Source organism: Salinisphaera sp., from assembly GCF_035690525.1.
Lineage (GTDB): Bacteria > Pseudomonadota > Gammaproteobacteria > Nevskiales > Salinisphaeraceae > Salinisphaera.
Genome location: NZ_DASSKM010000133.1, coordinates 1 through 21,719, shown reverse-complemented (window position 1 = coordinate 21,719; position 21,719 = coordinate 1). Strand labels below are relative to the sequence as shown.

The window sequence follows — 21,719 nt, the reverse complement described above, 5'->3', positions numbered from 1 at the left end:
CTCGGTCACGCTGATCGTCGGCATCCTCGTCGGCACTTACTCTTCGATCTTCATCGCGAGCCCGATCGCGCTGGCGCTCAAGCTCACGGCGCACGATCTCTTCCCGCCCAAGGAAGAGGATGCGGAGAAGGCTTCCAAGATCACGCGCTGACGACAGCCGATCGATGCGTCAGCCCGCGACCGCGCATGGCCGATGCCGTTGCGGAGCCATCCGCTGGTACACGAGTGGCGCCCCGTTTTCGGTGTCGCATTGCCACTGCGACGATTGCCGGCAGGCAACCGGCGCGGCGCTGACGACATTCGTGGGCTATCAGGCCCGCCAAGTGCAATTCGAGGAAGCTGTGCCGGCCGAATACTCGCATCGTCCCGGCGCGGCACGACTGTTCTGTCGCGATTGCGGCACCCCGATCGGTTATCGGGACGCCCGGTTGGCACATGAACTGTATTTTTATCTCGGCGTAATGGCGGCGCCCGAGCGCTTTCAACCGGAATATCACGCGTTCGTCGACCAGGCCCTGCCGTGGCTTGGCCTCGACGACGATCTGCCGCGTTATTCTCGGTTCAGCCGTTCTCGAAACTGATTCGCCGATCCAGCGCTTGGCCGTATCAGCGCCCGCCGCGCGGCGTTTTCACGATCTTGTCGAGCAGCTGCGGATACAGCTTCGGGTTGGTGGCGAGAATATTGCCGGTATCCAGCGGATCGGCATCGTTGTCGTGGGCATCGCTGGCGATGCCGCCGGCCGAGCGCACCATGAGCATGCCGGCGGCCAGATCCCAGGGCGACAGCCCGATCTCCCAATAGCCGTCCAGCCGGCCGGCCGCGACATAGGCCAGATCCAGCGCCGCCGAGCCCGAATGGCGCATATGCCCGCAGGCCGAGAGCATGCGGTTGTACAGCGGCAGATAGGTGGCGATATCGTCCCGGCGGCGATAGGCGAAGCCGGTCGACAGCATCGATTCGCGCAGGCGCAGCGTGCCGGAGACCCGCATCCGACGGCCGTCGACGGTGGCGCCGGCGCCGCGGTCGGCGACGAACAGCTCGTCCTTGACCGGATCGTAGATCACGCCGTGCTCGACCACGCCGTTGATGCGGCAGGCGATCGACACGCAGAAATGCGGGATGCCGCGCATGAAATTCATCGTGCCGTCGATCGGGTCGATGATCCAGACGGTGTCGGATTCGCCGATGTCGCCCGACTCCTCGGCCAGGAACGCATGTTCCGGATACTTGCGCCGAACGGTGTCGATGATCGCGGTTTCGGCGTATTGATCCGCCTCGGTCACGAAGTCGTTCTCGGCCTTTTGCGTCACTTGGCCGGTATCGCCGCGGCGGTAATAAGACAGGATAACGTCGCCGGCACGCCGCGCGGCGGTGACTGCGATATTGGTCAGGGGTTGCATGAGCCGGCACCTTAAAAGGCGCTAGCGTAACATTGGCGGTCGTCATTCCCGTGTTTTCGGTTTATCGATGAACGAATCCCAGCCGCCCGCCGCCGAACCCGACGCCGCTGTGCTGTCGCGCTTGCGCGTCGTGCTCGTCGGCGCTCAGCATCCGGGCAATATCGGCGCGGCGGCGCGTGCGATGAAGGTGATGGGATTATCCGATCTGGCGCTGGTCGCGCCCGAGCGCTATCCCGACCCGGAGGCCACAGCGCGTGCCTCGGGCGCCGACGATGTGCTGACGGCGGCGTGCGTGCACGACACGCTGGACGCGGCGCTGGCCGACTGCGTGCTCAGCATCGGCACCAGCGCGCGTACCCGTCGCACGCAGTGGCCGCTGATCGATGCGCGCCAGGCCGCCGAGCGCGCGGTCGCGGCGGCCGCGGGCGGTCCGGTTGCCCTGGTGTTCGGGCGGGAACGCTCCGGGCTCGACAACGCCGAGCTCGATCGCTGTCAGCTACATCTGCAGGTACCGACCAACCCGGAGTACAGCTCGCTGAATCTGGCCGCCGCCGTGCAAGTCGTGGCTTACGAATTGCGTATGGCCAGCGGACACTGCATCGCGGCGGACGACGCGCATCGGCCGGTCCCGGCCGCCGATATGGAAGGGCTGTTTCAGCACTGGCACGACGTGCTGGTGGCCGCCGGTTTCCTCGATCCGGCGGAGCCGCGGATTCTGATGCGCCGGCTGCGGCGGTTGTTCAACCGCGCGGCACCGGATCGTATCGAGACCAACATCCTGCGCGGGGCGCTGCGTGCGCTCGACCCGCGCCGGCTGCCCAATCGCCGGCCGGCAAAGCCGCGTGTGACGCGGTCCGACGACACCGACGATTGACCCGTTTACCGAAATGGCCGCTGTGCCGGGCATTGCGTAAACTTGATCCTGGCGTTTTCGGCCCGAAATAGTCGACAACGATATCGATCGCGCGCGATGGCGTGCGCCGGCGACAGGCCGCGCCGCCCATACCCGCGGCGTCACGTTTGGGAACAGCCGATGTTTGCTCGTCTCAAGGAAGATCTACACGTTATATTCGAACGTGACCCGGCGGCCCGTAGCGTCTGGGAAGCCATCTTCAGCTATCCGGGTCTGCACGCCATCTGGTGGCATCGCGCCGCGCACTGGTGCTGGACCCACGGCATGAAATGGATCGCGCGCTTCATCTCGCATCTGTCGCGCTGGGTCACCGGGATCGAGATTCATCCCGGCGCCGTCATCGGCCGCCGGTTCTTTATCGATCACGGCTTTGGCGTGACCATCGGCGAGACCACCGTGATCGGCGACGATTGCACGATCTATCAGGGCGTCACCCTGGGCGGAACCAGTTGGAATCCCGGCAAGCGCCACCCCACGCTCGAGGACGACGTGGTCGTGGGCGCCGGCGCCAAGGTGCTCGGTCCGTTCACGGTCGGCCAGGGCGCGCTTATCGGCTCGAACGCCGTGGTCGTCAGAGAGGTGCCGCCCGGCTGCACGGCGGTCGGCGTACCGGCCAAACTTGTCAAGTGCAAGGACGGCACCCCCGAGGACCGGCGCAAGGAAACCGCCGACCGCATCGGTTTTTCCACCTACGGCGTGACCCAGGACATGCCGGACCCGGTCGCGCGCGGCATCGACGCCATGCTCGACCATATCGACGCGCTCGAGCGACGCCAGGACGAACTCGAAAATCTGACCAAGCGTCTGAGCGCGCGCCTGAACGAGGATCGGCCGGAAACCGATCGCGCCTGACATGAGCGAGCCGATCTATCTCGATCATGCGGCCACGACGCCGCTTGCGCCGGGCGTGGCCAAGGCCATGTACGACGCCCTGACCGATGCCCCCGGCAATCCGTCGTCGCAGCACCGGGCGGGCCGACGCGCCCGCGCGCGGGTGGACGAGGCCGCCGCGGCGCTCGCCGGCTTGATCGGCGCGCAGCCGCGCGAACTCGTATGGACCTCCGGCGCGACCGAATCGTCGAATCTCGCGTTGCGCGGCGTGGCCGGATTCGTCGGCGAGGGCGCGCGCATCGTGTCCGTGGTCACCGAGCACCCCGCGACCCGGGACACGCTGGCCGCACTGGCCAAAAAAGGCGTGACCGTGGACTGGCTGACGGTCGATGAGCACGGCGCGATCGATCTCGACGACCTGGCGGCCGCGCTGGCCGAAGGGCCGGACCTGGTTTCGATCATGCAGGTCAACAACGAGACCGGGGTAATCCACGATATTCCGGCGATCGCCGAACAATGCGCGTCCGCCGGCGTGGCGCTGCACGTGGACGCCGCCCAGAGCCTCGGCCGGCTGGCGATCGACGTGGCGACGACGCCGATCGCGCTGATGTCGTTGTCGGCGCACAAGATGGGCGGGCCGAAAGGCATCGGCGCGCTGTACGTGCGACGGCGCGCGCCGCGCGTCGGGTTGGCCGCCCAGATCGTCGGCGGGGGCCAACAGCGCGGCCTGCGCGCCGGGACGTTGCCGACCCACCAGATCGCGGGTTTCGGCGCCGCGGCGCGCTATGCGGCGCGCGGCAGTCTGCCGGCCCAGGCCGGGTGGGCGCGCCTGCGCGAACGGCTGTGGCGGGCGATCGAACCGGCCGGCGGTCTGATTCGCAACGGCCGGGCCGAAAACACGGCAGCGCCGTTTCTCAGCGTGAGCGTCGCCGGTTTGCACGGCGCGGCACTCATCGCCGGGCTTGGCGAAGGCGAGCCGGCGCTGGCGGTCTCCGCCGGTGCGGCCTGTAGCGCGGCCAAGGGCGAGTCCTCCCATGTGGTGCGCGCGATGGGCCGCTCACCGCGCGAAGCGGCGGCCACGGTTCGTTTTTCGCTCGGCCCGGGGCTAGACGACGCGGCTGTCGATGTCGCCGCGCAACGTTTCGTCGATGAGGTGGCGCGGCTGCGTGCATTGGCCGCGGCCGCCTGAGCGCATGCGCGAAACGGACCCGGTCATGGCGCGGTTTCTGCGCCCGGCGTACTCGGTCGACGCCGACGGGCGCGGCCGCTGGGCGGCCAGCGGGGCAGCCGACACCCCGGGTGAGGATGCGCGCTGCCGCGTCTTTCTCGCAGCGGACGATGCCGGGCGCCTGCAGGCCGGCTTCGCGGCGTTCGGGCCGCCGGCGGTGATCGCCGCCGCAGATTGGGTCTGCGAACACGCGACCGGCCAAACGGTCGAATTTTTACACACCCCGACGTTGGCCGATGTCGAAAAGGCGTTGGCGCTGACCCCGACCCAGCGCTACGCTGGTTTGGTCGCGATCGATGCATTGGCCAATGCGGTGATCCATCTGAAACAATAGCGTTATGAGCGAAACGACACTGCAAACCGAAGATCTGGTGCTCACCGAGGCAGCCGCCGAGCGCATCAAGTATCAGCTCGACAAACGCGGTCACGGCCTTGGCCTGCGGGTGGGCGTGCGCAAGTCCGGCTGCAGCGGCTATATGTACACCATGGACTACGCCGACGAGATCGGCGAAGACGATGATGTCTTTCATGGCCATGGCGCCGCGGTGGTCGTGGCGCACAAGCATATGCCGATTCTGGCCGGCACCGTCGTGGACTTCCGTTCGGAAGGCCTGAATCGCATGTTCCGGTTCGATAACCCGCGGGCCAAGAACGCCTGCGGCTGCGGCGAATCGTTCATGGTCTAGAATCAGCGGCGCGTTCAATACGCTGACACGCGGCGGCGGTCCACGATACAATATGGGGTTATCCGCGCGCATACACCGTGTGCGTGCGTCGGGTATCAACCATCGTATTGTTTTTTAGGAGAATCCATGGCCGTCGAACGCACCTTGTCGATTATCAAGCCGGATGCCGTTGCCAAGAACGTGATCGGCGAGATCTATCGTCGTTTCGAGAATGCCGACCTGCGCATCATCGGTGCGCGCATGATTCAGCTCTCGCGCCAAGACGCCGAGCAGTTTTATGCCGTGCATTCCGAGCGTCCGTTCTTCAACGATTTGGTCGGGTTCATGATTTCCGGCCCGGTCATGGTGCAGGTGCTGGAAGGCGAGAACGCCATCGCCAAAAACCGCGACTTGATGGGCGCGACCAACCCCAAGGAAGCGGAAGCCGGCACGATCCGCGGCGATCTCGCCGATTCGATCGATGCGAACGCGGTGCACGGTTCCGATGGTGCGGACACCGCGGCCGCCGAGATCGACTTCTTCTTTGGCCAGGGCGGTCTTTGCCCCAGGTAAGTGACGTAGATAAACGCTAAAACCAACGCCGACTCGCCATGCGTGACGCCCCCATCCAATCCGCCGAGGCCGAGCCGGTCGCCAGCAGTGCGACCGCCAGCGGCAAGCGTGTGAATCTGTTCGGCCTGGACCGCGAGGCCATGGCGGCGTTCTTCAAAGGTCATGGCGAGTCGGCGTTCCGGGCCAAGCAGGTCATGCAGTGGATCTACGCCCGCGGCGTGACCGATTTCTCGGCCATGACCGACCTGTCCAAAAAGCTGCGCGAGCGTCTGCCCGAGATCGCCGAGATCCGGCCGCCGGCGCGTATTCGCGAGCAGGCCAGCGCCGACGGCACCCGCAAATGGCTTCTGGCGGTGACCGAGGATCTGGATCCCGACAACGCCATCGAGGCGGTCTATATCCCCGAGACGGAACGCGCGACGCTGTGTATCTCCTCGCAGATCGGCTGTGCGCTGGACTGCTCGTTCTGCGCCACCGGCAAGCAGGGTTTGAACCGTAACCTGAGCGCGGCCGAGATCGTCGGCCAAGTCTGGATGGCCGAGCACGATCTGCGTGCCCGCGGTGAATTTCGCGGCGAGCGCGCGATCACCAACATCGTGTTCATGGGCATGGGCGAGCCGCTGGCCAACTATCGCGCGCTGGTGCCGGCGATTCGCATCCTGCTTGACGACTACGGCTTCGGGCTGTCCAAGCGACGGGTGACGGTATCGACGTCGGGCCTGGTGCCGTTCATGGATCGTCTGCGCGCCGAAGTGGATGTCGCACTGGCGGTTTCGCTGCATGCGCCGACCGACGAGCTGCGCGACGAACTGGTGCCGATCAACCGCAAGTACCCGCTCGACGAGTTGATGGCGGCTTGCGATCGTTATGTCGCGGGCAAGGAGCGTAGAGCGCACGTGGTCTATGAATACGTATTGCTCGCCGGCATCAACGATCAGCCGCAGCACGCCCGCGCGCTGGTCAAGCTGCTCGGCAACCGGCCGGCCAAGATAAACCTGATTCCGTTCAATCCGTTCGACGGCTCCGGCTATCGGCGTCCGGCGCCAGCCGATATCCGCGCGTTTCAGGATGCATTGCACGCGCGCGGGCTGCGCACGACGGTGCGGCGCACGCGCGGTGACGATATCGATGCGGCCTGCGGGCAGCTCGTGGGCCGTGTGCGCAGTAAGCAGAAGCGTCATTTGCGCGACGTACCGATCCGCGTCGAATCCCGACCGGCGCCGCGCGTATGAGCCGATGGGCGATCGCGCGGTTTCTCGGGGTGGCGTTTTGCGCGCTGCTGATTGCCGGCTGTGCGACGGACGGCGGCATCAACCGCGAGGACGCGGCGGCGGCCAACGCCAACATCGGCGCCGATTATCTGCACAAGGGGCAGAACGGTCGGGCCCAGCAGGCGTTCGAAGAAGCGCTCGGCTACGACGAGAACAACTTCACGGCCAATTGGGGCATGGCGGTTGTCAACGAACGGCTCGATCAGCCGGCGGCGGCGCGCCGTTATTTCGAAAAGGCGCTGTCCATCCGGTCCGCGCCGGCCGTGTACAACAGCTACGCCGCTTTTCTTTGCGAGCAGGGCGATACCGATGCCGGTGTGGCCAACTTCAAGCGCGCGCTCGAGACCGGTAGCGCGGGCGATCGCGCGGACAGTCTGGCCAATGCCGGCCTATGCCTGTACCGCGCCCACCGCGTGGATGAGGCCGCCGAGGATTTCCGGCAGGCGCTGGCGGCCAATCCCAAGCAGCGCACCGCCCTGACGCATTTGGCCGCAATCGAATACCATGCGCAAAATTATATGAGCGCGCGCGCGTTTATCGAACGCGCCGACGCTGTGACCAAGCTCGACGCGGAGCAGCTGTTGCTGGCCGCGCGCATCGAACTGGCGCTGAACGACCGGGCCGCCGCGGCGGCCTATCTCGAGCGCCATAATGCGAACCAGCCGACAGCGCGCCGCTCGCTGAGCCAACTGGAGTCATCGCGTCAATGAACGCCAAGCACGACTATCAATCCGAGCCGAAAGACCTGGGGCTGAATCACGACGCCGACGAAGAAACGGCGTCGGCCGGGTTGGTCCATAACAAAGCCGACGGCATGACGCCGGGCGAGATCCTGCGCGAGGGACGGCTGTCGCACGACTACAGCATCGACGATTTATGCGCCCAGACCAAACTCAATGCGCGTACCGTCGAAGCGCTCGAGGACAACGACTTCGGCGCGCTGTCGCAGCCGGTGTTCGCCCGCGGCTATTATCGCCAGTGCGCCAAGGTGCTCGATCTCGATGTCGATCGCTTGATGGCCGCCTATACCGCGATTGCAGGCGAAACGCCGCGCCCGAGAATCGATCATGGCGCGGCCGGCGCCGGCGTCATTCCCCGTGAGGTCACGCCTAGCCGGGGGTTTCGCTTCCGCCGTCTGTTTTTGTTGCTGATTATTATTGTGGTGGTGATCGGCGCGATCGTGTTCGTGCTGCCGTCGAACAGCGAGCCGGATACGATCGGCATCGGCGGCAATGCCGGCAGCGATAACGGCGGTTATGACGCATCGGCCACCCAAACATACGAGTTCAACTCTTTCAGCAACAGCAACAGCGGCGCCGATGACAACACGGCGGCCGGCGCCGAGCCCGGCGCCGCATCGGATACCGGCGCGAGCGAAGCGGCCGATACGCCCGATGTGACCGCTGCGAGCGCCGACGGCGGCCAAGCGCCGACCGGTAGGCAAGCGGGCGGGCGCAACGTGAAGCGGACGCTGGGTCTCGCTTCGCCGACCTCGGACCAGGCCAACGCCGAGCCCGGACAGGACGGAAATGACGCCGCCGGGCCGAGCGCGCCCGCGGTGCCGCCGAACCGCCTCGTATTGACGTTCAGCAAGCGCTCCTGGGTCCGCGTGACCGATGCCAACGGCAATCGCATGGCTTCGCGCATCTTCGAGGCGGGCGAAGAGAAAAAATTTAACGGCGAGCCGCCGTACAAGATCACGCTCGGCTTCGCGCCCGGCGTGAAGATGACCATCGGCGGCCAGCCGGTGGATATCGCCGGGCAAACCAACGGCGGCAGCGTCGCCCATCTGACGGTCGATGCGGCCGGCGGCGACAACGACGACGGCTAGCACAGCACGGCATAGAAGGATTGCGGCTTCGATGAGTCAGCGTATTCAATCGATTCGCGGCATGCATGATGTGCTGCCCGCGGAAAACGCGTTGTGGCGCACGCTGGAACGCACAGCGGCCGAAGTGTTCGCGGCCTACGGCTACGAGCAGATCCGGCTGCCGGTCATGGAGCGGACCGGGCTGTTCGAACGCGGCGTGGGCGAAGTGACCGACATCGTCGAAAAAGAGCTCTATACCTTCGACGATCGCGGCGGCGAATCCATGTCGCTGCGGCCCGAAGGCACGGCCGGCGCGGTGCGCGCGGGTATCCAGCACGGTTTGTTGCACAACGCCACGCAGCGGCTCTGGTACGTCGGCCCGATGTTTCGCTACGAGCGCCCACAGAAAGGCCGCCAGCGTCAGTTTCATCAATTCGGCGTCGAAGCCTTCGGGCAGCCGGGGCCGGACGTGGATATCGAGCAGATCGCCCTGTCCGCGCGCCTGTTCAAGCGCCTGGGCATCCACGGCCTGCGGCTGGAGATCAACACGCTCGGCACGCCGGCCGAGCGCGCGACGTATCGCGATGCGCTGCACGCCTATTTCAGTGCGCACCACGACGCGCTGGACGGCGACAGCAAACACCGGCTGGATCGCAATCCGCTACGTATCCTGGACAGCAAGAATCCGGACATGGCGGCGCTGATCGCGGCCGCGCCGTCGCTGACCGATTATCTCGGCGCCGAATCGGCCGCGCATTTTCAAGGTCTGTGCGACGGTATCGCCGCGCTGGGCATCGACTACACGATCAATCCGCGGCTGGTGCGCGGCCTGGATTATTACACCCGTACCGTATTCGAATGGCTCACCGACGATCTCGGCGCCCAGAACGCGGTCTGCTCGGGCGGGCGCTTCGACGGTCTGGTGGCCCAGCTCGGAGGCTCCGATACGCCGGCCACCGGTTTCGCCATGGGCGTGGAGCGCGTGGTCGCGCTGATGGACGCCCAGGGTGTAGCGCTCGACGATCTGACGCCCCAGGCGTACCTGGTCTACACCGGCGCGAGCGCCGGCGCGCGCGTGCCGGCGTTGGCCGAGCGCCTGCGCGACGCGTTGCCCGGGCTCAGGCTGCGGGTGCATGCCGGCGGTGGCGGCTTCAAGTCGCAGTTCAAGAAGGCCGACAAGAGCGGCGCGCGGCTGGCGCTGGTGTTCGGTGACGACGAGGCCGCCGACGATACACTTCAAATCAAGCCGCTGACCGACGACCGGGCACAGGAAAGGGTGGCGATCGCCGAGGCGCCGGCACGCATCGCCGCGCTGCTGGCCGACGCCACCGGCTGAACGGGCGACAGCCCATAAAACGACACGAAAAGGACGGGAATGGCGGACTACGACAACAACGAAGAGCTGGCGAGCCTGATGCGCTGGTGGTCGAAGAACGGGACCGCCGCGATTGTGGGCGTGCTCATCGGCGTACTCGTGATCGGTGGCTGGTATGTCTGGGGCTGGTACGGCAATCGTCAGGACGCCCAGGCGGCCGACATGTATGCCAAAGTCCAGCACGGCATCGCCACCGACAACGTCACCAGCGGCGTCGACAATCTGGTCGATAAACTCGAGAACAGTTACAGCGGCACGGCCTATGCCGGCGCCGCCGCGCTTGCCATGGCCGGCTACTACGTGCAACAGGACAAGCTCGACAAAGCCGCGGCGGAGTTGGACTGGGCGATGAACAACGCCGACGGCAAGGGCTTACGCCAGATTGCCACCGTGCGCAAGGCGCGCGTGCTCTGGGCACAGAACAAGTCCGACGCCGCACTCAAGCTCTTGGATCAGGCGCATCCGGCGTCGTTCGATTCGCTCTATGCCGAAGTGGCCGGCGATATCCATGCCGCCCGGGGCGACCGGGCCGCCGCGCGCGCCGCCTACGAAAAAGCGCTCGCCAAGCTGCCGCCGGAGGCGTCCAGGCCGATGCTTCAGCAAAAGCTCGACCAGACTACGCCGGCCCAAGCCGCCAACGCTATGACGACCGATTCCGAGAAGTCCGACTCATGAACAATTATCGACGCACGCTCGCTTGTCTGACGCCGCTGCTCGTGGCCGCCGCGGTCGGTTTGACCGGTTGTGGCGGTGGCTCGTCCATCGCCCAACCCAAGCCGCTGACGGAACTGCCGAACCCGGGGTTCAAAATGCAGGTGCTCTGGCATGCCGACGGCGGTAGCGGCGGCGGTAAATACGATAGCGGCTTCGTGCCCGCGGTTGCCGGCGGCGTGGTGTATGTCGCCAATCTGGACGGCGAAGTCGTGGCGCTCAATCTATCGAATGGACATCGTATCTGGGATGTCGATACCGACGAGCAGCTCATTTCCGGCCCGGCCGTGGTCGACGGTACGCTGTTGGTGGGCACCCGCAACGGCGAGATCATCGCGCTGTCGGCCGACGATGGCAGCAAAGTCTGGAGCGCCGATCTGTCGAGTGAAGTCATCGCGGCGCCGGCCGGCACGGCCGAGGTGGCGGTCGCGCGTACCGTCGACGGTCACGTCGCCGCGCTGGACATGGCCAGCGGCGACCATCTCTGGACTATCGAAGGCAGCGTGCCGAACCTGACCATGCGGGGCACGGCGTCCCCGGTCATCCGAGGCGACACGGTGTATGTCGGCATGGACAGCGGCAAGGTCCAGGCGCTGGATCTGGCTACCGGCGAACAGCGCTGGGTGCAGACCGTGGCGCTGCCCGAAGGGCGCTCCGAACTGGACCGTATCGTCGATGTCGATGCCAATCCGCTGATCGACGGCAATGTGCTCTACGCCATCAGCGCCGGCGGCTCGCTGGTGGCCATGAACGAGAACGGCGGCCAGATCCGCTGGAAGCACGAGGTCGCCTCCGAGAACAACCTCGCGGTCGATTCGGCCAATGTCTACGCCACCGATATGGACAGCGTGGTCTGGGGCGTATCGCGGGCCACCGGCGATACGGTATGGAAGCAGGACGCGCTGAAGTATCGCAAACTCTCGGCGCCGGCCGTGGTCGACGGCCATGTGCTGGTGGGCGACTACGAAGGTTATCTACACTGGCTGTCGCCGAGCGACGGCTCGATCGACGGCCGTGGCCACCCGTTCGGCGAAGCCATTCGCGCCCAGCCGGTCGTGGTCGGCGATCGCGCTATCGTGCTCGGCGCCGATGGTGAAGTGGCCGCGGTGCGCTTCACGCCCGGCCGCGGCTGAACGCGATGGCGAACAGCGGGGCGGTACTCCCGGTCATCGCCCTCGTCGGCCGGCCCAATGTCGGCAAATCGACGTTGTTCAATCGGTTGACGGCCTCGCGCGATGCGTTGGTCGCGGACCGGCCGGGGGTCACGCGTGATCGTCATTACGGCTACGCCCAGCATGCCGGGCAGCGCTTCATCGTGGTCGACACCGGCGGTATAGGTCAGGACGACGAAGATATCGATGCCCGTGCGCTGACCCAGACCGAGGCGGCGCTGGACGAAGCCGACGTTGCGTTGCTGATGGTCGACTACCGCCAGGGCTTGATGGCCGGCGACGCGGCGATCGCCGATCGGCTGCGGCGCGGCGGCCAGCCGGTGTTCGTGGTGGTGAACAAGAGCGAAGGCCAGTCCGGCGCCACCGCCAACGCCGAATTTCACGCGCTCGGTCTCGGCGAGCCGTGGGCGGTCTCGGCCGAGCACGGCGACCGGGTGAATCTGTTACTCGAGCATATCTTCGCCGATTTTCCGGAGCCGCGGGCGGCGGTTCGCGCGCATCGGCCGGATGCGATCAAGCTGGCGCTGTTGGGCCGGCCGAACGCGGGCAAGTCCACGCTGGTGAATCGTCTCGTCGGCAACGAGCGCATGCTCACCCAGGACGCCCCGGGCACGACGCGCGACGCGGTCGCGAGCGAGTTCTTCTTCGACGACAAGCCTTATGTCATCGTCGATACAGCCGGCGTGCGGCGCCGAGCGAAGGTCGATGACGCGATCGAGAAGATCAGCGTAATCAAGGCAATGCAGGCCGCCGAGCAGGCGCATGTGGTCATTCTCATGCTGGATGCGCGGGCCGGGCTGTCGGCTCAGGACATCCGTCTGCTCAATCTGGCGGTCGAGCGCGGCCGCGCGGCGGTAATCGCGCTCAACAAATGGGACGGTCTGTCGGGCGACGAGCGCGCGAAACTGCACGCCGACGTGGTCGAGCGCATGGGCGCCTTCGATTATTTGCCGCTGCTGTTCGTCTCGGCGCTGCATGGCTCGGGCCTGCGCGAACTGCTGGACGCGGTGCAGGCGTCCCATGCCGCGTCGTTCGCCGAGATGTCGACCTCGCGGCTATCCCGCGCGTTGGAGGCCGCGGTGGCCGCGCATGCGCCGCCGGCGGTTCACGGGCGGCGCATCAAGCTGCGTTTCGCCCATCAGGGCGGACGCAATCCGCCGACGATCGTGATCCACGGCAACCAGACCCAGCGCCTGTCCGCCGAATACAAGCGCTATCTGGTGCGCCGTTTCCGCGAACATTTCAATCTGTTCGGCGCCCCGATCCAGCTGGTCTTTAAGAACAGCGACAACCCCTACGCCGGAAAGGCGCGCGGCCGCCGCAAAAGATAGTGGCGGCGATATTTCGGTTGGTACCTATGATATCGCCGCCGAATGCTGGCTAGGACAGTTTACTCCTGGTGTTTCAGCAAGAAGTCGGCAACCCAGCCTTTGCGGCCATCATCGAGTTTTACGTAACGCCAGCCGCGATCCTTTTTCAATATCGCGACCGAATCGCCTGCTTTGACCTGCAAAAGCACGTCGGAATGCGTAGTCGGGCGGCTGCGGATATTCACGACGTCACCCGCTATCTTGGCCCGTGGCGCGCCGGTGTCCGCGTCGGACTGCGTGTTGTCATCGGCCGCCGAACTGGCTGCCTCGCCGTTGGTCGCGAGGCCGCTCGCCGAAGACGTGTCGGCCGGCGCAGCACCGGTCGATGCGGTTGCGCTAGTCTCGGCCGCGGCATTGCTGTCCGCCGTGCTGTCGAGCGTATCGGCCGAAGTCGTCGTGCATTGGCCGAACAGGTTCTTGAACCAATTGCAGTGGCTCGTCGTACCACCGGCGTGAGCGCCGGAATATTCGGACGCCGTATTGGTGTTGTACGGCTCCGTATGACCGTCCGCGAACACCAGATGCGGATACATCTTCTGCGGCTCGGCCTTGAGCGGGCCTTTGGCGATATGATCGCTGTTGGAATCGGGCAGGAATGTCGGCTTCTCGCCGTCGATGGTGAATTGCCAGAGCTCGACCTGGAGGGTGTCGCCCTTGCGCCGCCAGCCGATCGCCAGTCCATTGTCGTTGTAGGTGTAGTACAGGCGACGGATCTGCATCCAGATCATCGCGTCGTCGATGTTGTCGAAGTCGCGATAACCTTCCTCGTAGCGCAGCTTGGTAATGCCGTCGGCCGGCTTCCAGACCGTCGGTTTGCCGTCGAAGTACAGCCCCTTGGACGACTCGCCCGCGAACAGTTCCTCGCGCGGCTTGACGATCGCGCCGCGGCGCAGGCCGTCCCAGTCGAACACGCGACGCAGCCCGGGCCCGGCCTCGATCTTGATATGACCCGCGGCGGTGTCGGCTACGACCTGTGTACCGGGCTCGAGCACCGCCTTGTTCGCGGCCGGCACGTCGCCGGCGGGTTCGGGAATCGGTGGCGGCTCCGGCGTGACCAGCCTCGGGCCGTTCATGCAGCCGGTGGCGGCCAGCGTGGCGACCAGCGCGGTCGCGGCGAATGTCAGGCGCAAAGAAGGACGCAAGAAAGCGTGATGCGGCGTATTCGTCATAACGGTGTCGGGCCCCCTTGAATAAATGCGTTTAGGGTAGGTGCGTGCAATGACCGGTGCAGCATACCGGCCGATTGATCGCGATTGTTGTATTTATTGCTCCGGATCGGCTCGCTCGTGGCGGGCTCGAACCGCGCAATCCAGTTGCCCCCGTGCCAGATCGATCGTGACGGTTTCGCCCACGGCCACGGTCGACGCCTCGCGCAGGACACCGCCCTGCGCGTCACGAGCTATAGCATAACCGCGTTCCAACGTCTGCAGGGGGCTTACGCTGTGCAGCGCACGTACGGCCGAGCCGAGTTGGCGCTGCGCCGCAACGACCCGAGCGGCGCCCGCGCGATGCAGGCGCTGCGACAGACCAGCCAGCTCGCCCTCGGCCATGGCCAGACGGCGCGCCGGCGCGACCCGGAACAAGCGCGCTTCTATCCATTGCAGATGCCCGCGGTGCGCGGCCAAGCGTGACCGCGCATTGCGCTGTAGCCGCAGTTCGGCTTCGTCGATCCGCTGGGCCGCGATTTCCAATCGACGCTGCGGGCGTTGGCGGGCCAGCCGTTGTTCCAGGCCGGTGAGCCGGAAACGGGCCTCGTCCAGCCGGGCGCGCATACGCCGTTCCAGCCGCGCGCTCGAGCGCGGCAGCAGAGCGGCCCGAGCGGCCATGTCGGGGCACACCAGTTCGGCCGCGGCGGACGGCGTCGCGGCCCGCACGTCGGCCGCCAGATCGGCGATCGTCACGTCCACTTCGTGGCCCACGCCGGAGACCACCGGTACCGGACAGGCGACGATCGCCCGGGCCACGTCTTCGTCGTTGAACGCCTGGAGATCCTCGAGCGCGCCGCCGCCGCGCACCAGCAGGATCACGTCGCAGTCCGCGCGCGCGCCGGCCCGCATCAGCGCCTTAACAATAGCCGGTGGGGCGGCTTCGCCCTGAACCGGAACCGGATAAAGGCGCAGCGCCCCGAGCGGATAGCGCCGGGACACCACCGATAGCACATCGCGAACCGCCGCGCCCGTGGCCGAGGTAATCACACCGATGCGCGCCGGCAACGCGGGCAGGGCGCGCTTGCGCTCGACGGCGAACAGACCTTCGGCGTCGAGCCGGGCCCGGCGTTGCTCGAAAGCGCGTTGCAGCGCGCCCGCGCCGGCGTCCTCCGCGTGTTCGACGATGAGCTGATAATCGCCGCGTGCGGTATAAAGACTCACGCGCGCCCGCACGCGGATTTGCGCGCCGTCGTCGAGCGCCACGCGCAGCAGGCGCGCCTTGTTGCGGAACAGGGCGCAGCGCACCTGGGCATCACCGTCCTTGAGCGAGAAATACACGTGACCCGAACGCGGCCGGGCCAGATTGGAGATCTCGCCTTCGACCCAGAGCAGGCCGAAACTGTGCTCGAGCAGATCGCGCGCCGCGCGGTTGAGCTCGCTGACGGTGAAAACGGTGGGGCCGGTATCGGCTGCGGTCATGATCGGGTTTTACCTATCTGTAAGCGGCGTCGTGTGAGCCATGAGCACGCTCTTAGTGATCCATCCCGCGCGAGCTTGTATAATCCGCGGTCTTTGCGGCGGCCATGACGCGCATCCCGGCGCAAACGGTCCGCTCACCGCTGGCGAGCCTATGACCCTGAGAATCAGTGAGCAAGCGCTGACGTTCGACGACGTTCTGCTGCAACCCGCCTATTCCGACGTGCTGCCGCGTCAGGTCGATCTGTCGACCCGTCTCACGCGCGCCATCACCCTCAATATTCCGCTGATGTCCGCGGCCATGGACACGGTCACCGAAGCCTCTCTGGCGATCGCGCTGGCGCAGGAGGGCGGCATCGGCATCATCCACAAGTCGATGTCGGCCGAGATGCAGGCGCGGCATGTGCGCACGGTCAAGAAATACGAATCCGGGGTTATTTCCGATCCGATCACCGTCAGTCCGAACGCGACCATACGTGAAGTGCTCGATCTGACCCGCGCACAGGGGATTTCCGGTGTGCCGGTGGTCGACGACGGCGCGCCCGTGGGTATCGTCACCAGCCGCGACCTGCGTTTCGAGACCCGGTTCGATGCGCCGGTAACTTCGGTGATGACGCCGCGCGACCAGTTGGTTACGGTTCACGAGGGGGCGACGCGCGACGAGATTCTATCGCTGTTTCATACCCATCGCATCGAGAAGGTGCTGGTGGTCAACGGCGATTTCGTGCTCCGTGGCATGATCACCGTCAAGGACATCCAGAAGTCCACCGATTTTCCCAACGCCTGCAAGGACGCCGCCGGCAGCTTGCGCGTCGGCGCCGCGGTCGGCCCCGGCCAGGATGCCTTCGAGCGCGTCGCCGCGCTGGTCAACGCCGGGGTGGACGTGGTGGTGGTCGATACCGCGCACGGCCATTCCTCCGGCGTGCTCGCCACGATACGCGAACTGAAGACGCGTTTTCCCGAACTGCAGATCATCGGCGGCAACGTAGGCACGGCCGCGGGCGCGATAGCACTGGCCGAGGCCGGCGCGGATGCGGTCAAGGTCGGTATCGGCCCCGGTTCGATCTGCACCACGCGTATCGTCGCCGGCATCGGCGTGCCGCAGATCTCGGCCGTGGCCAACGTCGTTGCCGCGTTGGCCGACACCGACGTACCGGTGATTGCTGACGGCGGTATCCGTTTCTCGGGCGATCTGGCCAAGGCGCTAGTCGCCGGCGCGCATGCGACCATGATCGGCGGCATGTTCGCCGGTACCGAGGAAGCCCCGGGCGAGATCGAGCTCTATCAGGGCCGCTCGTTCAAGGCCTATCGCGGCATGGGCTCGCTGGGCGCCATGAGCGGCAGCCAGGGCAGCGCGGATCGCTATTTCCAGGACCCGTCCGAGGAAATCCAAAAGCTCGTGCCGGAAGGCATCGAAGGCCGCGTGCCCTACAAGGGCCCGCTCGGCGGCATCGTGCATCAACTCATCGGCGGTCTGCGCGCGGCCATGGGCTACACCGGCTGCCACAACATCACCGAAATGCGCACCAAGCCGACGTTCGTACAGATCACGTCCGCCGGCATGAAGGAATCACACGTCCACGATGTAAATATCACCAAGGAAGCGCCGAACTACCGCGTCGACTAGAGCGTGGGGGCGTTCAGCGAATGCGAAAAAGCGCAGGTCTCCTCGAGTCTGCGCTTTTCTTGTTTTGGAGAAGACCTCTTTCTTGTCCGCAGATCGACGTAGATACACGCAGATCGAAAGACAGATTGTCGGCTAGTATGCCATCTATTTCGGAGAATGCTTCTTTTGTTTATCCGCAGATGACACAGATTGAAGGCAGAAGGGGGGGGGGGCGAGAACGATGCAGAACAACCGCATTTGACGACATAGATTGCGGCCTCATTGTCCGAAGCGTCCCGGCCCGGCTACGCCGCGAAAGCCCAACCGCCATCTGCGTGATCTGCGTCGATCTGCGGTTAATGTCTTAAAAGAATGTAACACCAGAACTAATTCGCGCCCCAAAACCATCAACAGCACCCCGTCTAACCGCCAAAATCTGCGCAATCTGTGAAATCTGCGGATAACCCGTCTTAAAAGAACACCCACCGAATCCGGAACGAAGATGACCCAGGACATCCACGCCGAGAAGATTCTCATTCTCGACTTCGGCAGTCAGTACACCCAACTGATCGCGCGGCGCGTGCGCGAAGCCAATGTCTACTGCGAGATCTATGCGTGGGACGTGGCCGATCATTACGTTCGGCGCTTCAACCCCGATGGCGTGATCCTGTCCGGCGGCCCGGAATCGGTGACGGTGGAAGAAGGCCCGCGCGCGCCTGCCGCCGTCTTTGAACTCGGCGTGCCGGTACTCGGCATCTGCTACGGCATGCAGACCATGGCCGCCCAACTCGGCGGCGAGGTCGAAACCTCCGCCGTGCGTGAATTCGGCTACGCTCAAGTCCGCGCCCGCGGTCATTCCAGGTTGTTCGCCGAAATCCAGGATCACGTCAACGACGAAGGCCACGGCCTGCTCGATGTCTGGATGAGCCACGGCGACCGCGTGAAGGCGCTGCCCGAAGGCTTCAAGCGCATCGCCAACACCGACAGCGCGCCGCTGGCCGGCATGGCTGACGAAGCGCGCGGTTACTACGGCATTCAATTTCATCCGGAAGTCACCCATACACCGCAGGGACAGCGCATCCTCTCGCGCTTCGTGCACGATATTTGTGGCTGCGGCGAATTGTGGACCGCCGAGCACATCATCGACGATCTGGTCGCCCGCATTCGTGAGCAAGTAGGCGATCAGCGCGTGCTGCTGGGGCTGTCGGGCGGGGTGGACAGCTCGGTTACCGCCGCGCTCGTCCATGAAGCGATCGGCGAAAATCTCATCTGCGTGTTCGTCGACAACGGCTTACTGCGGCTGAACGAAGGCGATGAAGTCATGGCCACGTTCGGGCAGCACATGGGCCTGAACGTCATCCGCGCCGACGCCGAAGCCCAATTCATGAACGCGCTGGCCGGCGAGGCCGATCCCGAGGCCAAGCGCAAGATCATCGGCAACACCTTCATCGAAGTGTTCGATGCCCACGCCGGCGAACTGACCGACATCGACTGGCTCGCCCAAGGCACGATCTACCCGGACGTGATCGAATCCGCGGGCTCGGCCACCGGCAAGGCCCACGTCATCAAGAGCCACCACAACGTCGGCGGGCTGCCGGAAGACATGAAGCTCGGCCTCGTCGAGCCGCTGCGCGAACTGTTCAAGGACGAAGTTCGCGAGCTCGGCCTGGCGCTCGGCCTGCCGCGCGATATGCTCATGCGCCACCCGTTTCCCGGCCCGGGTCTTGGCGTGCGCATCTTGGGCGAAGTGAAAAAAGAATACGCCGACAAGCTCCGCGCGGCGGACGCCATCTTCATACACGAACTGCGCGAATCCGGCTGGTACGACAAGGTCAGCCAAGCCTTCGCCATCTATCTTCCGGTCTCCAGCGTCGGTGTCATGGGCGACGGGCGCCGGTATGAGCACGTCATCGCGCTGCGGGCTGTCGAGACCATCGACTTCATGACGGCGAGGTGGGCCGAATTGCCGTACCAACTGATGGGGCGGGTGTCGTCGCGAATCGTCAACGAAGTGGACGGCATTTCGCGGGTGGTCTACGACGTGACCGGGAAGCCGCCTGGGACGATCGAGTGGGAGTAGACGGTATCTGGAAATAGGGCGGTATCAGCTATCGAGCGGACTGACCACGCCGCGCCCGCCCAACTTGAGCACATGCGTATAAATCATCGTTGTCTGCACGCTTTTGTGGCCGAGTAGCTCCTGAACCGTGCGAATATCATTGCCGCGCTCCAACAGATGCGTCGCGAACGAGTGCCGTAGAGTGTGACAACTCGCCTTCTTGTTGATGCCCGCGCGCTTCACCGCCCCCTTTACCGCGTGCTGCAATCCCTTCTCGCTGAGATGATGGCGCCGCGTTTCGCCGGATCGCGGATCGGTCGATAATCGGGACGACGGAAAGACGTACTGCCAAGCAAGTTCGCTCTGCGCATTGGGGTACTTCCTTGCCAGTGCCGTCGGCAAGTCAACGGAGCCGTAGCCCGCAATGACATCGGCCCAATGCTGCTCCGCGACACGATCGATTTGCACCTTTAACGCATCGGTGACCGAGGTAGGAAGCGGCGTCACACGGTCTTTTGCGCCTTTGGCATCGCGAACCAAGATTTGCCGGTACTCGAAATCGACATCTTTCACGCGGAGGCGAATGGCTTCCATAAGCCGCAACCCGGAGCCATAAAGCAAAGACGCCATTAGCCGATAGGTGCCATCCAGTTGTGCCAGCAGACGTGCCACCTCCGGCGCGCTCAACACCTCCGGTATTCGCGCCGGGCGTTTTACCCTCACCACGTCATCCATCCACGGCAACTCAGTTCCCAGCACCTCCTTGTATAGGAACAGTACCGCATTCAGCGCCTGATTCTGCGTCGACGCCGCGACGTGGCGGTCTACGGCAAGATGCGTCAGAAAAGCCTCGACTTCCGGCTTCCCCATGTCTTTGGGATGCCGCTTGCCGTGAAAGAGAATGAAACGACGAATCCAGGCAAGATAAGTGGTCTCCGTACGAATACTGTAATGCTTTAGCCGTATGCGATCGCGGACCTGATCGAGCAGCTTCGGGGATCGATGCGGCGATTTAGGCATTCATAATAACCAGTTAGCGGTATAGCACCACTATAACATCGTGTAGCAATGCCTGCAGCGCGTACTGCTATTACTATACGAAAATACTGTGAAGTGCTATACCTACTTCCAGACGTATACTTGGCGTTGGGTAACTGGGATGTTTTGTGTCTGCGCTTCCGGTGGGAAGCCAAACATCGACCGAGAGCGGCTTCGCAATACTTCCGGACCGCTCAGCAAGATAATCTGGGACGCCCAGCATCGTTGACTCCGTTCCAAGCTCGGCGGTCGGAGCGGCATCGTCGGCCTGCCGAGTCGCAAGGAGTTCTGGCCCCTTCGCTTCAAGAATAAAACCGGGCTTCGTTTGATGCGCCGAGCCGGATTTCGGCCAAGCGGTTTCGTTCAAGCTTTGCTATCTTCGGGGCATGGGGGCATTTATCGGCTACAAAACGCGGGGTTCGTTCAGTCGGCCTGGTCGCCTTCGTTCAACCGAACGGCGGCATTTCAAAGTTATGCAGTCACCCAACAGGTCGCTGCAGTTGACCGCCCAAAGCGCTGTCGCGCTTTGGGTTCCCTCCGCAGGCTACGCCTGCTCCGGCGGCAACTGAGCTTCGGCGTTGGGCATAAGGGAAAGCGATGAGTTATAAATTTGCAGCAATCGGACTTACGCCGGTTTTGTTGGCACAGGGCCGCTATGTTCGTCGCGTGACACCGAAGCTTCCTGAGCCAACTGGAGAGCGGCACGGTACGGACGGCGACGGTGAGCGATTGCGTCTACTCATAGTCGGGGATTCGTCAGCCGCTGGTGTAGGTGCAGAAACACAGGCATCGGCGCTGTCGGGACAGCTCGCATCAACGCTGGCAAAGCACTTCCATTTGTCGTGGCGACTTATCGCAAAGACGGGTCGTGACGTTCAAAGCGTACTGAGCAGTATCGAGTCCGCACCTCAAGAATATTTCGATGTGGCCGTTGTGGCAGTTGGCGTCAATGACGTAACGGGCGGCACCTCGTCAAAGCAATGGCGAGAAGGTCTCGGCCACCTTTGTGAGTGCCTGCAATCAAAGTTCAACGTGCAACATGTATTGCTGACGCCGATTCCACCCATGCATG

Annotated in this window: 22 protein-coding genes; 18 read left to right on the top strand and 4 right to left on the bottom strand. The window is 64.6% G+C overall.

The window, feature by feature from the left end; translation table 11 throughout:
* The first annotated feature begins 10 nt into the window (after positions 1 to 10).
* Both VFJ08_RS10060 and VFJ08_RS10055 read left to right on the top strand, forming a co-directional pair.
* Positions 11 to 151 carry a hypothetical protein gene (locus tag VFJ08_RS10060; protein WP_324997073.1) on the top strand — a complete coding sequence of 47 codons (141 nt, stop codon included), beginning with the start codon at positions 11 to 13 and terminating at the stop codon, positions 149 to 151.
* 13 nt (positions 152 to 164) lie between these two features.
* The gene (locus VFJ08_RS10055; RefSeq protein WP_324997072.1) at positions 165 to 581 is read left to right on the top strand and encodes a GFA family protein; all 417 of its coding nucleotides are present in this window, start codon (positions 165 to 167) and stop codon (positions 579 to 581) included.
* 25 nt (positions 582 to 606) lie between these two features.
* Here VFJ08_RS10055 and VFJ08_RS10050 read toward each other — a convergent pair whose 3' ends face one another.
* The gene (locus VFJ08_RS10050; protein ID WP_324997071.1) at positions 607 to 1,401 is read right to left on the bottom strand and encodes an inositol monophosphatase family protein; all 795 of its coding nucleotides are present in this window, start codon (positions 1,399 to 1,401) and stop codon (positions 607 to 609) included.
* 67 nt (positions 1,402 to 1,468) lie between these two features.
* On the opposite strand from VFJ08_RS10050, the gene VFJ08_RS10045 reads away from it, so the two are divergent.
* From VFJ08_RS10045 to der, 13 genes are all read left to right on the top strand, one after another.
* Entirely contained in the window at positions 1,469 to 2,275 is an 807-nt protein-coding gene (locus VFJ08_RS10045) for an RNA methyltransferase (RefSeq protein ID WP_324997070.1), read from the top strand.
* A gap of 159 nt (positions 2,276 to 2,434) precedes the next feature.
* A complete protein-coding gene (gene cysE, locus VFJ08_RS10040) occupies positions 2,435 to 3,166 on the top strand; it encodes a serine O-acetyltransferase (protein WP_324997069.1) in 732 nt (243 codons plus the stop codon).
* A gap of 1 nt (position 3,167) precedes the next feature.
* The gene (locus tag VFJ08_RS10035; RefSeq protein ID WP_324997068.1) at positions 3,168 to 4,334 is read left to right on the top strand and encodes a cysteine desulfurase family protein; all 1,167 of its coding nucleotides are present in this window, start codon (positions 3,168 to 3,170) and stop codon (positions 4,332 to 4,334) included.
* A 4-nt stretch (positions 4,335 to 4,338) separates the two neighbouring features.
* The gene (locus VFJ08_RS10030) at positions 4,339 to 4,707 is read left to right on the top strand and encodes a hypothetical protein (RefSeq protein WP_324997067.1); all 369 of its coding nucleotides are present in this window, start codon (positions 4,339 to 4,341) and stop codon (positions 4,705 to 4,707) included.
* 4 nt (positions 4,708 to 4,711) lie between these two features.
* On the top strand, positions 4,712 to 5,059 hold the full coding sequence (locus tag VFJ08_RS10025; RefSeq protein WP_324997066.1) for an iron-sulfur cluster assembly accessory protein: 348 nt from the start codon (positions 4,712 to 4,714) through the stop codon (positions 5,057 to 5,059).
* Between the two features lie 126 nt (positions 5,060 to 5,185).
* A complete protein-coding gene (gene ndk / locus VFJ08_RS10020) occupies positions 5,186 to 5,611 on the top strand; it encodes a nucleoside-diphosphate kinase (protein WP_324997065.1) in 426 nt (141 codons plus the stop codon).
* Between the two features lie 38 nt (positions 5,612 to 5,649).
* Complete coding sequence (gene rlmN, locus VFJ08_RS10015; protein ID WP_324997064.1) at positions 5,650 to 6,843, top strand: 23S rRNA (adenine(2503)-C(2))-methyltransferase RlmN; 1,194 nt, start codon at positions 5,650 to 5,652, stop codon at positions 6,841 to 6,843.
* Complete coding sequence (locus VFJ08_RS10010) at positions 6,840 to 7,592, top strand: tetratricopeptide repeat protein (RefSeq protein WP_324997063.1); 753 nt, start codon at positions 6,840 to 6,842, stop codon at positions 7,590 to 7,592. Before rlmN ends, VFJ08_RS10010 begins: the two co-directional genes overlap by 4 nt.
* On the top strand, positions 7,589 to 8,713 hold the full coding sequence (locus tag VFJ08_RS10005; RefSeq protein WP_324997062.1) for a helix-turn-helix domain-containing protein: 1,125 nt from the start codon (positions 7,589 to 7,591) through the stop codon (positions 8,711 to 8,713). Before VFJ08_RS10010 ends, VFJ08_RS10005 begins: the two co-directional genes overlap by 4 nt.
* Positions 8,714 to 8,744: 31 nt before the next feature.
* On the top strand, positions 8,745 to 10,028 hold the full coding sequence (hisS, locus tag VFJ08_RS10000) for a histidine--tRNA ligase (RefSeq protein ID WP_324997061.1): 1,284 nt from the start codon (positions 8,745 to 8,747) through the stop codon (positions 10,026 to 10,028).
* A 39-nt stretch (positions 10,029 to 10,067) separates the two neighbouring features.
* A complete protein-coding gene (locus VFJ08_RS09995) occupies positions 10,068 to 10,742 on the top strand; it encodes a YfgM family protein (protein ID WP_324997060.1) in 675 nt (224 codons plus the stop codon).
* Complete coding sequence (gene bamB, locus VFJ08_RS09990) at positions 10,739 to 11,911, top strand: outer membrane protein assembly factor BamB (RefSeq protein WP_324997058.1); 1,173 nt, start codon at positions 10,739 to 10,741, stop codon at positions 11,909 to 11,911. The genes VFJ08_RS09995 and bamB overlap by 4 nt, the downstream gene beginning before the upstream one ends.
* Positions 11,912 to 11,916: 5 nt before the next feature.
* Entirely contained in the window at positions 11,917 to 13,281 is a 1,365-nt protein-coding gene (gene der / locus VFJ08_RS09985; protein WP_324997057.1) for a ribosome biogenesis GTPase Der, read from the top strand.
* A gap of 59 nt (positions 13,282 to 13,340) precedes the next feature.
* Here the strand turns inward: der and VFJ08_RS09980 are convergent, their stop codons facing one another.
* Together VFJ08_RS09980 and xseA are read right to left on the bottom strand one after the other, a co-directional pair.
* A complete protein-coding gene (locus tag VFJ08_RS09980) occupies positions 13,341 to 14,462 on the bottom strand; it encodes an SH3 domain-containing protein (RefSeq protein WP_324997056.1) in 1,122 nt (373 codons plus the stop codon).
* Positions 14,463 to 14,582: 120 nt separating this feature from the next.
* Positions 14,583 to 15,947, bottom strand: a complete 1,365-nt coding sequence (xseA, locus tag VFJ08_RS09975; protein ID WP_324997055.1) for an exodeoxyribonuclease VII large subunit — start codon at positions 15,945 to 15,947, stop codon at positions 14,583 to 14,585.
* Positions 15,948 to 16,104: 157 nt separating this feature from the next.
* On the opposite strand from xseA, the gene guaB reads away from it, so the two are divergent.
* Together guaB and guaA are read left to right on the top strand one after the other, a co-directional pair.
* Positions 16,105 to 17,571, top strand: a complete 1,467-nt coding sequence (gene guaB, locus VFJ08_RS09970; RefSeq protein ID WP_349256986.1) for an IMP dehydrogenase — start codon at positions 16,105 to 16,107, stop codon at positions 17,569 to 17,571.
* Positions 17,572 to 18,052: 481 nt separating this feature from the next.
* The gene (gene guaA, locus VFJ08_RS09965) at positions 18,053 to 19,630 is read left to right on the top strand and encodes a glutamine-hydrolyzing GMP synthase (protein ID WP_324997053.1); all 1,578 of its coding nucleotides are present in this window, start codon (positions 18,053 to 18,055) and stop codon (positions 19,628 to 19,630) included.
* 24 nt (positions 19,631 to 19,654) lie between these two features.
* On the opposite strand, the gene VFJ08_RS09960 is transcribed toward guaA, so the two are convergent.
* On the bottom strand, positions 19,655 to 20,629 hold the full coding sequence (locus VFJ08_RS09960) for an integron integrase (RefSeq protein ID WP_324997052.1): 975 nt from the start codon (positions 20,627 to 20,629) through the stop codon (positions 19,655 to 19,657).
* Between the two features lie 615 nt (positions 20,630 to 21,244).
* Here VFJ08_RS09960 and VFJ08_RS09955 point away from each other — a divergent pair.
* Positions 21,245 to 21,719: SGNH/GDSL hydrolase family protein (locus VFJ08_RS09955; protein ID WP_324997051.1), on the top strand; the 475-nt coding region annotated here is incomplete at its 3' end.

Coding starts and splice junctions, on each gene's coding strand:
- hisS (WP_324997061.1), top strand. CDS start 8,745: ATGAGTCAGCGTATTCAATCGATTCGCGGCATGCATGATGTGCTGCCC.
- ndk (WP_324997065.1), top strand. CDS start 5,186: ATGGCCGTCGAACGCACCTTGTCGATTATCAAGCCGGATGCCGTTGCC.
- VFJ08_RS10025 (WP_324997066.1), top strand. CDS start 4,712: ATGAGCGAAACGACACTGCAAACCGAAGATCTGGTGCTCACCGAGGCA.
- VFJ08_RS10035 (WP_324997068.1), top strand. CDS start 3,168: ATGAGCGAGCCGATCTATCTCGATCATGCGGCCACGACGCCGCTTGCG.
- xseA (WP_324997055.1), bottom strand. CDS start 15,947: ATGACCGCAGCCGATACCGGCCCCACCGTTTTCACCGTCAGCGAGCTC.
- VFJ08_RS09995 (WP_324997060.1), top strand. CDS start 10,068: ATGGCGGACTACGACAACAACGAAGAGCTGGCGAGCCTGATGCGCTGG.
- VFJ08_RS10055 (WP_324997072.1), top strand. CDS start 165: ATGCGTCAGCCCGCGACCGCGCATGGCCGATGCCGTTGCGGAGCCATC.
- der (WP_324997057.1), top strand. CDS start 11,917: ATGGCGAACAGCGGGGCGGTACTCCCGGTCATCGCCCTCGTCGGCCGG.
- VFJ08_RS10030 (WP_324997067.1), top strand. CDS start 4,339: ATGCGCGAAACGGACCCGGTCATGGCGCGGTTTCTGCGCCCGGCGTAC.
- cysE (WP_324997069.1), top strand. CDS start 2,435: ATGTTTGCTCGTCTCAAGGAAGATCTACACGTTATATTCGAACGTGAC.
- VFJ08_RS10045 (WP_324997070.1), top strand. CDS start 1,469: ATGAACGAATCCCAGCCGCCCGCCGCCGAACCCGACGCCGCTGTGCTG.
- VFJ08_RS09960 (WP_324997052.1), bottom strand. CDS start 20,629: ATGCCTAAATCGCCGCATCGATCCCCGAAGCTGCTCGATCAGGTCCGC.
- rlmN (WP_324997064.1), top strand. CDS start 5,650: ATGCGTGACGCCCCCATCCAATCCGCCGAGGCCGAGCCGGTCGCCAGC.
- VFJ08_RS10050 (WP_324997071.1), bottom strand. CDS start 1,401: ATGCAACCCCTGACCAATATCGCAGTCACCGCCGCGCGGCGTGCCGGC.
- bamB (WP_324997058.1), top strand. CDS start 10,739: ATGAACAATTATCGACGCACGCTCGCTTGTCTGACGCCGCTGCTCGTG.
- VFJ08_RS10010 (WP_324997063.1), top strand. CDS start 6,840: ATGAGCCGATGGGCGATCGCGCGGTTTCTCGGGGTGGCGTTTTGCGCG.
- guaA (WP_324997053.1), top strand. CDS start 18,053: ATGACCCAGGACATCCACGCCGAGAAGATTCTCATTCTCGACTTCGGC.
- VFJ08_RS10005 (WP_324997062.1), top strand. CDS start 7,589: ATGAACGCCAAGCACGACTATCAATCCGAGCCGAAAGACCTGGGGCTG.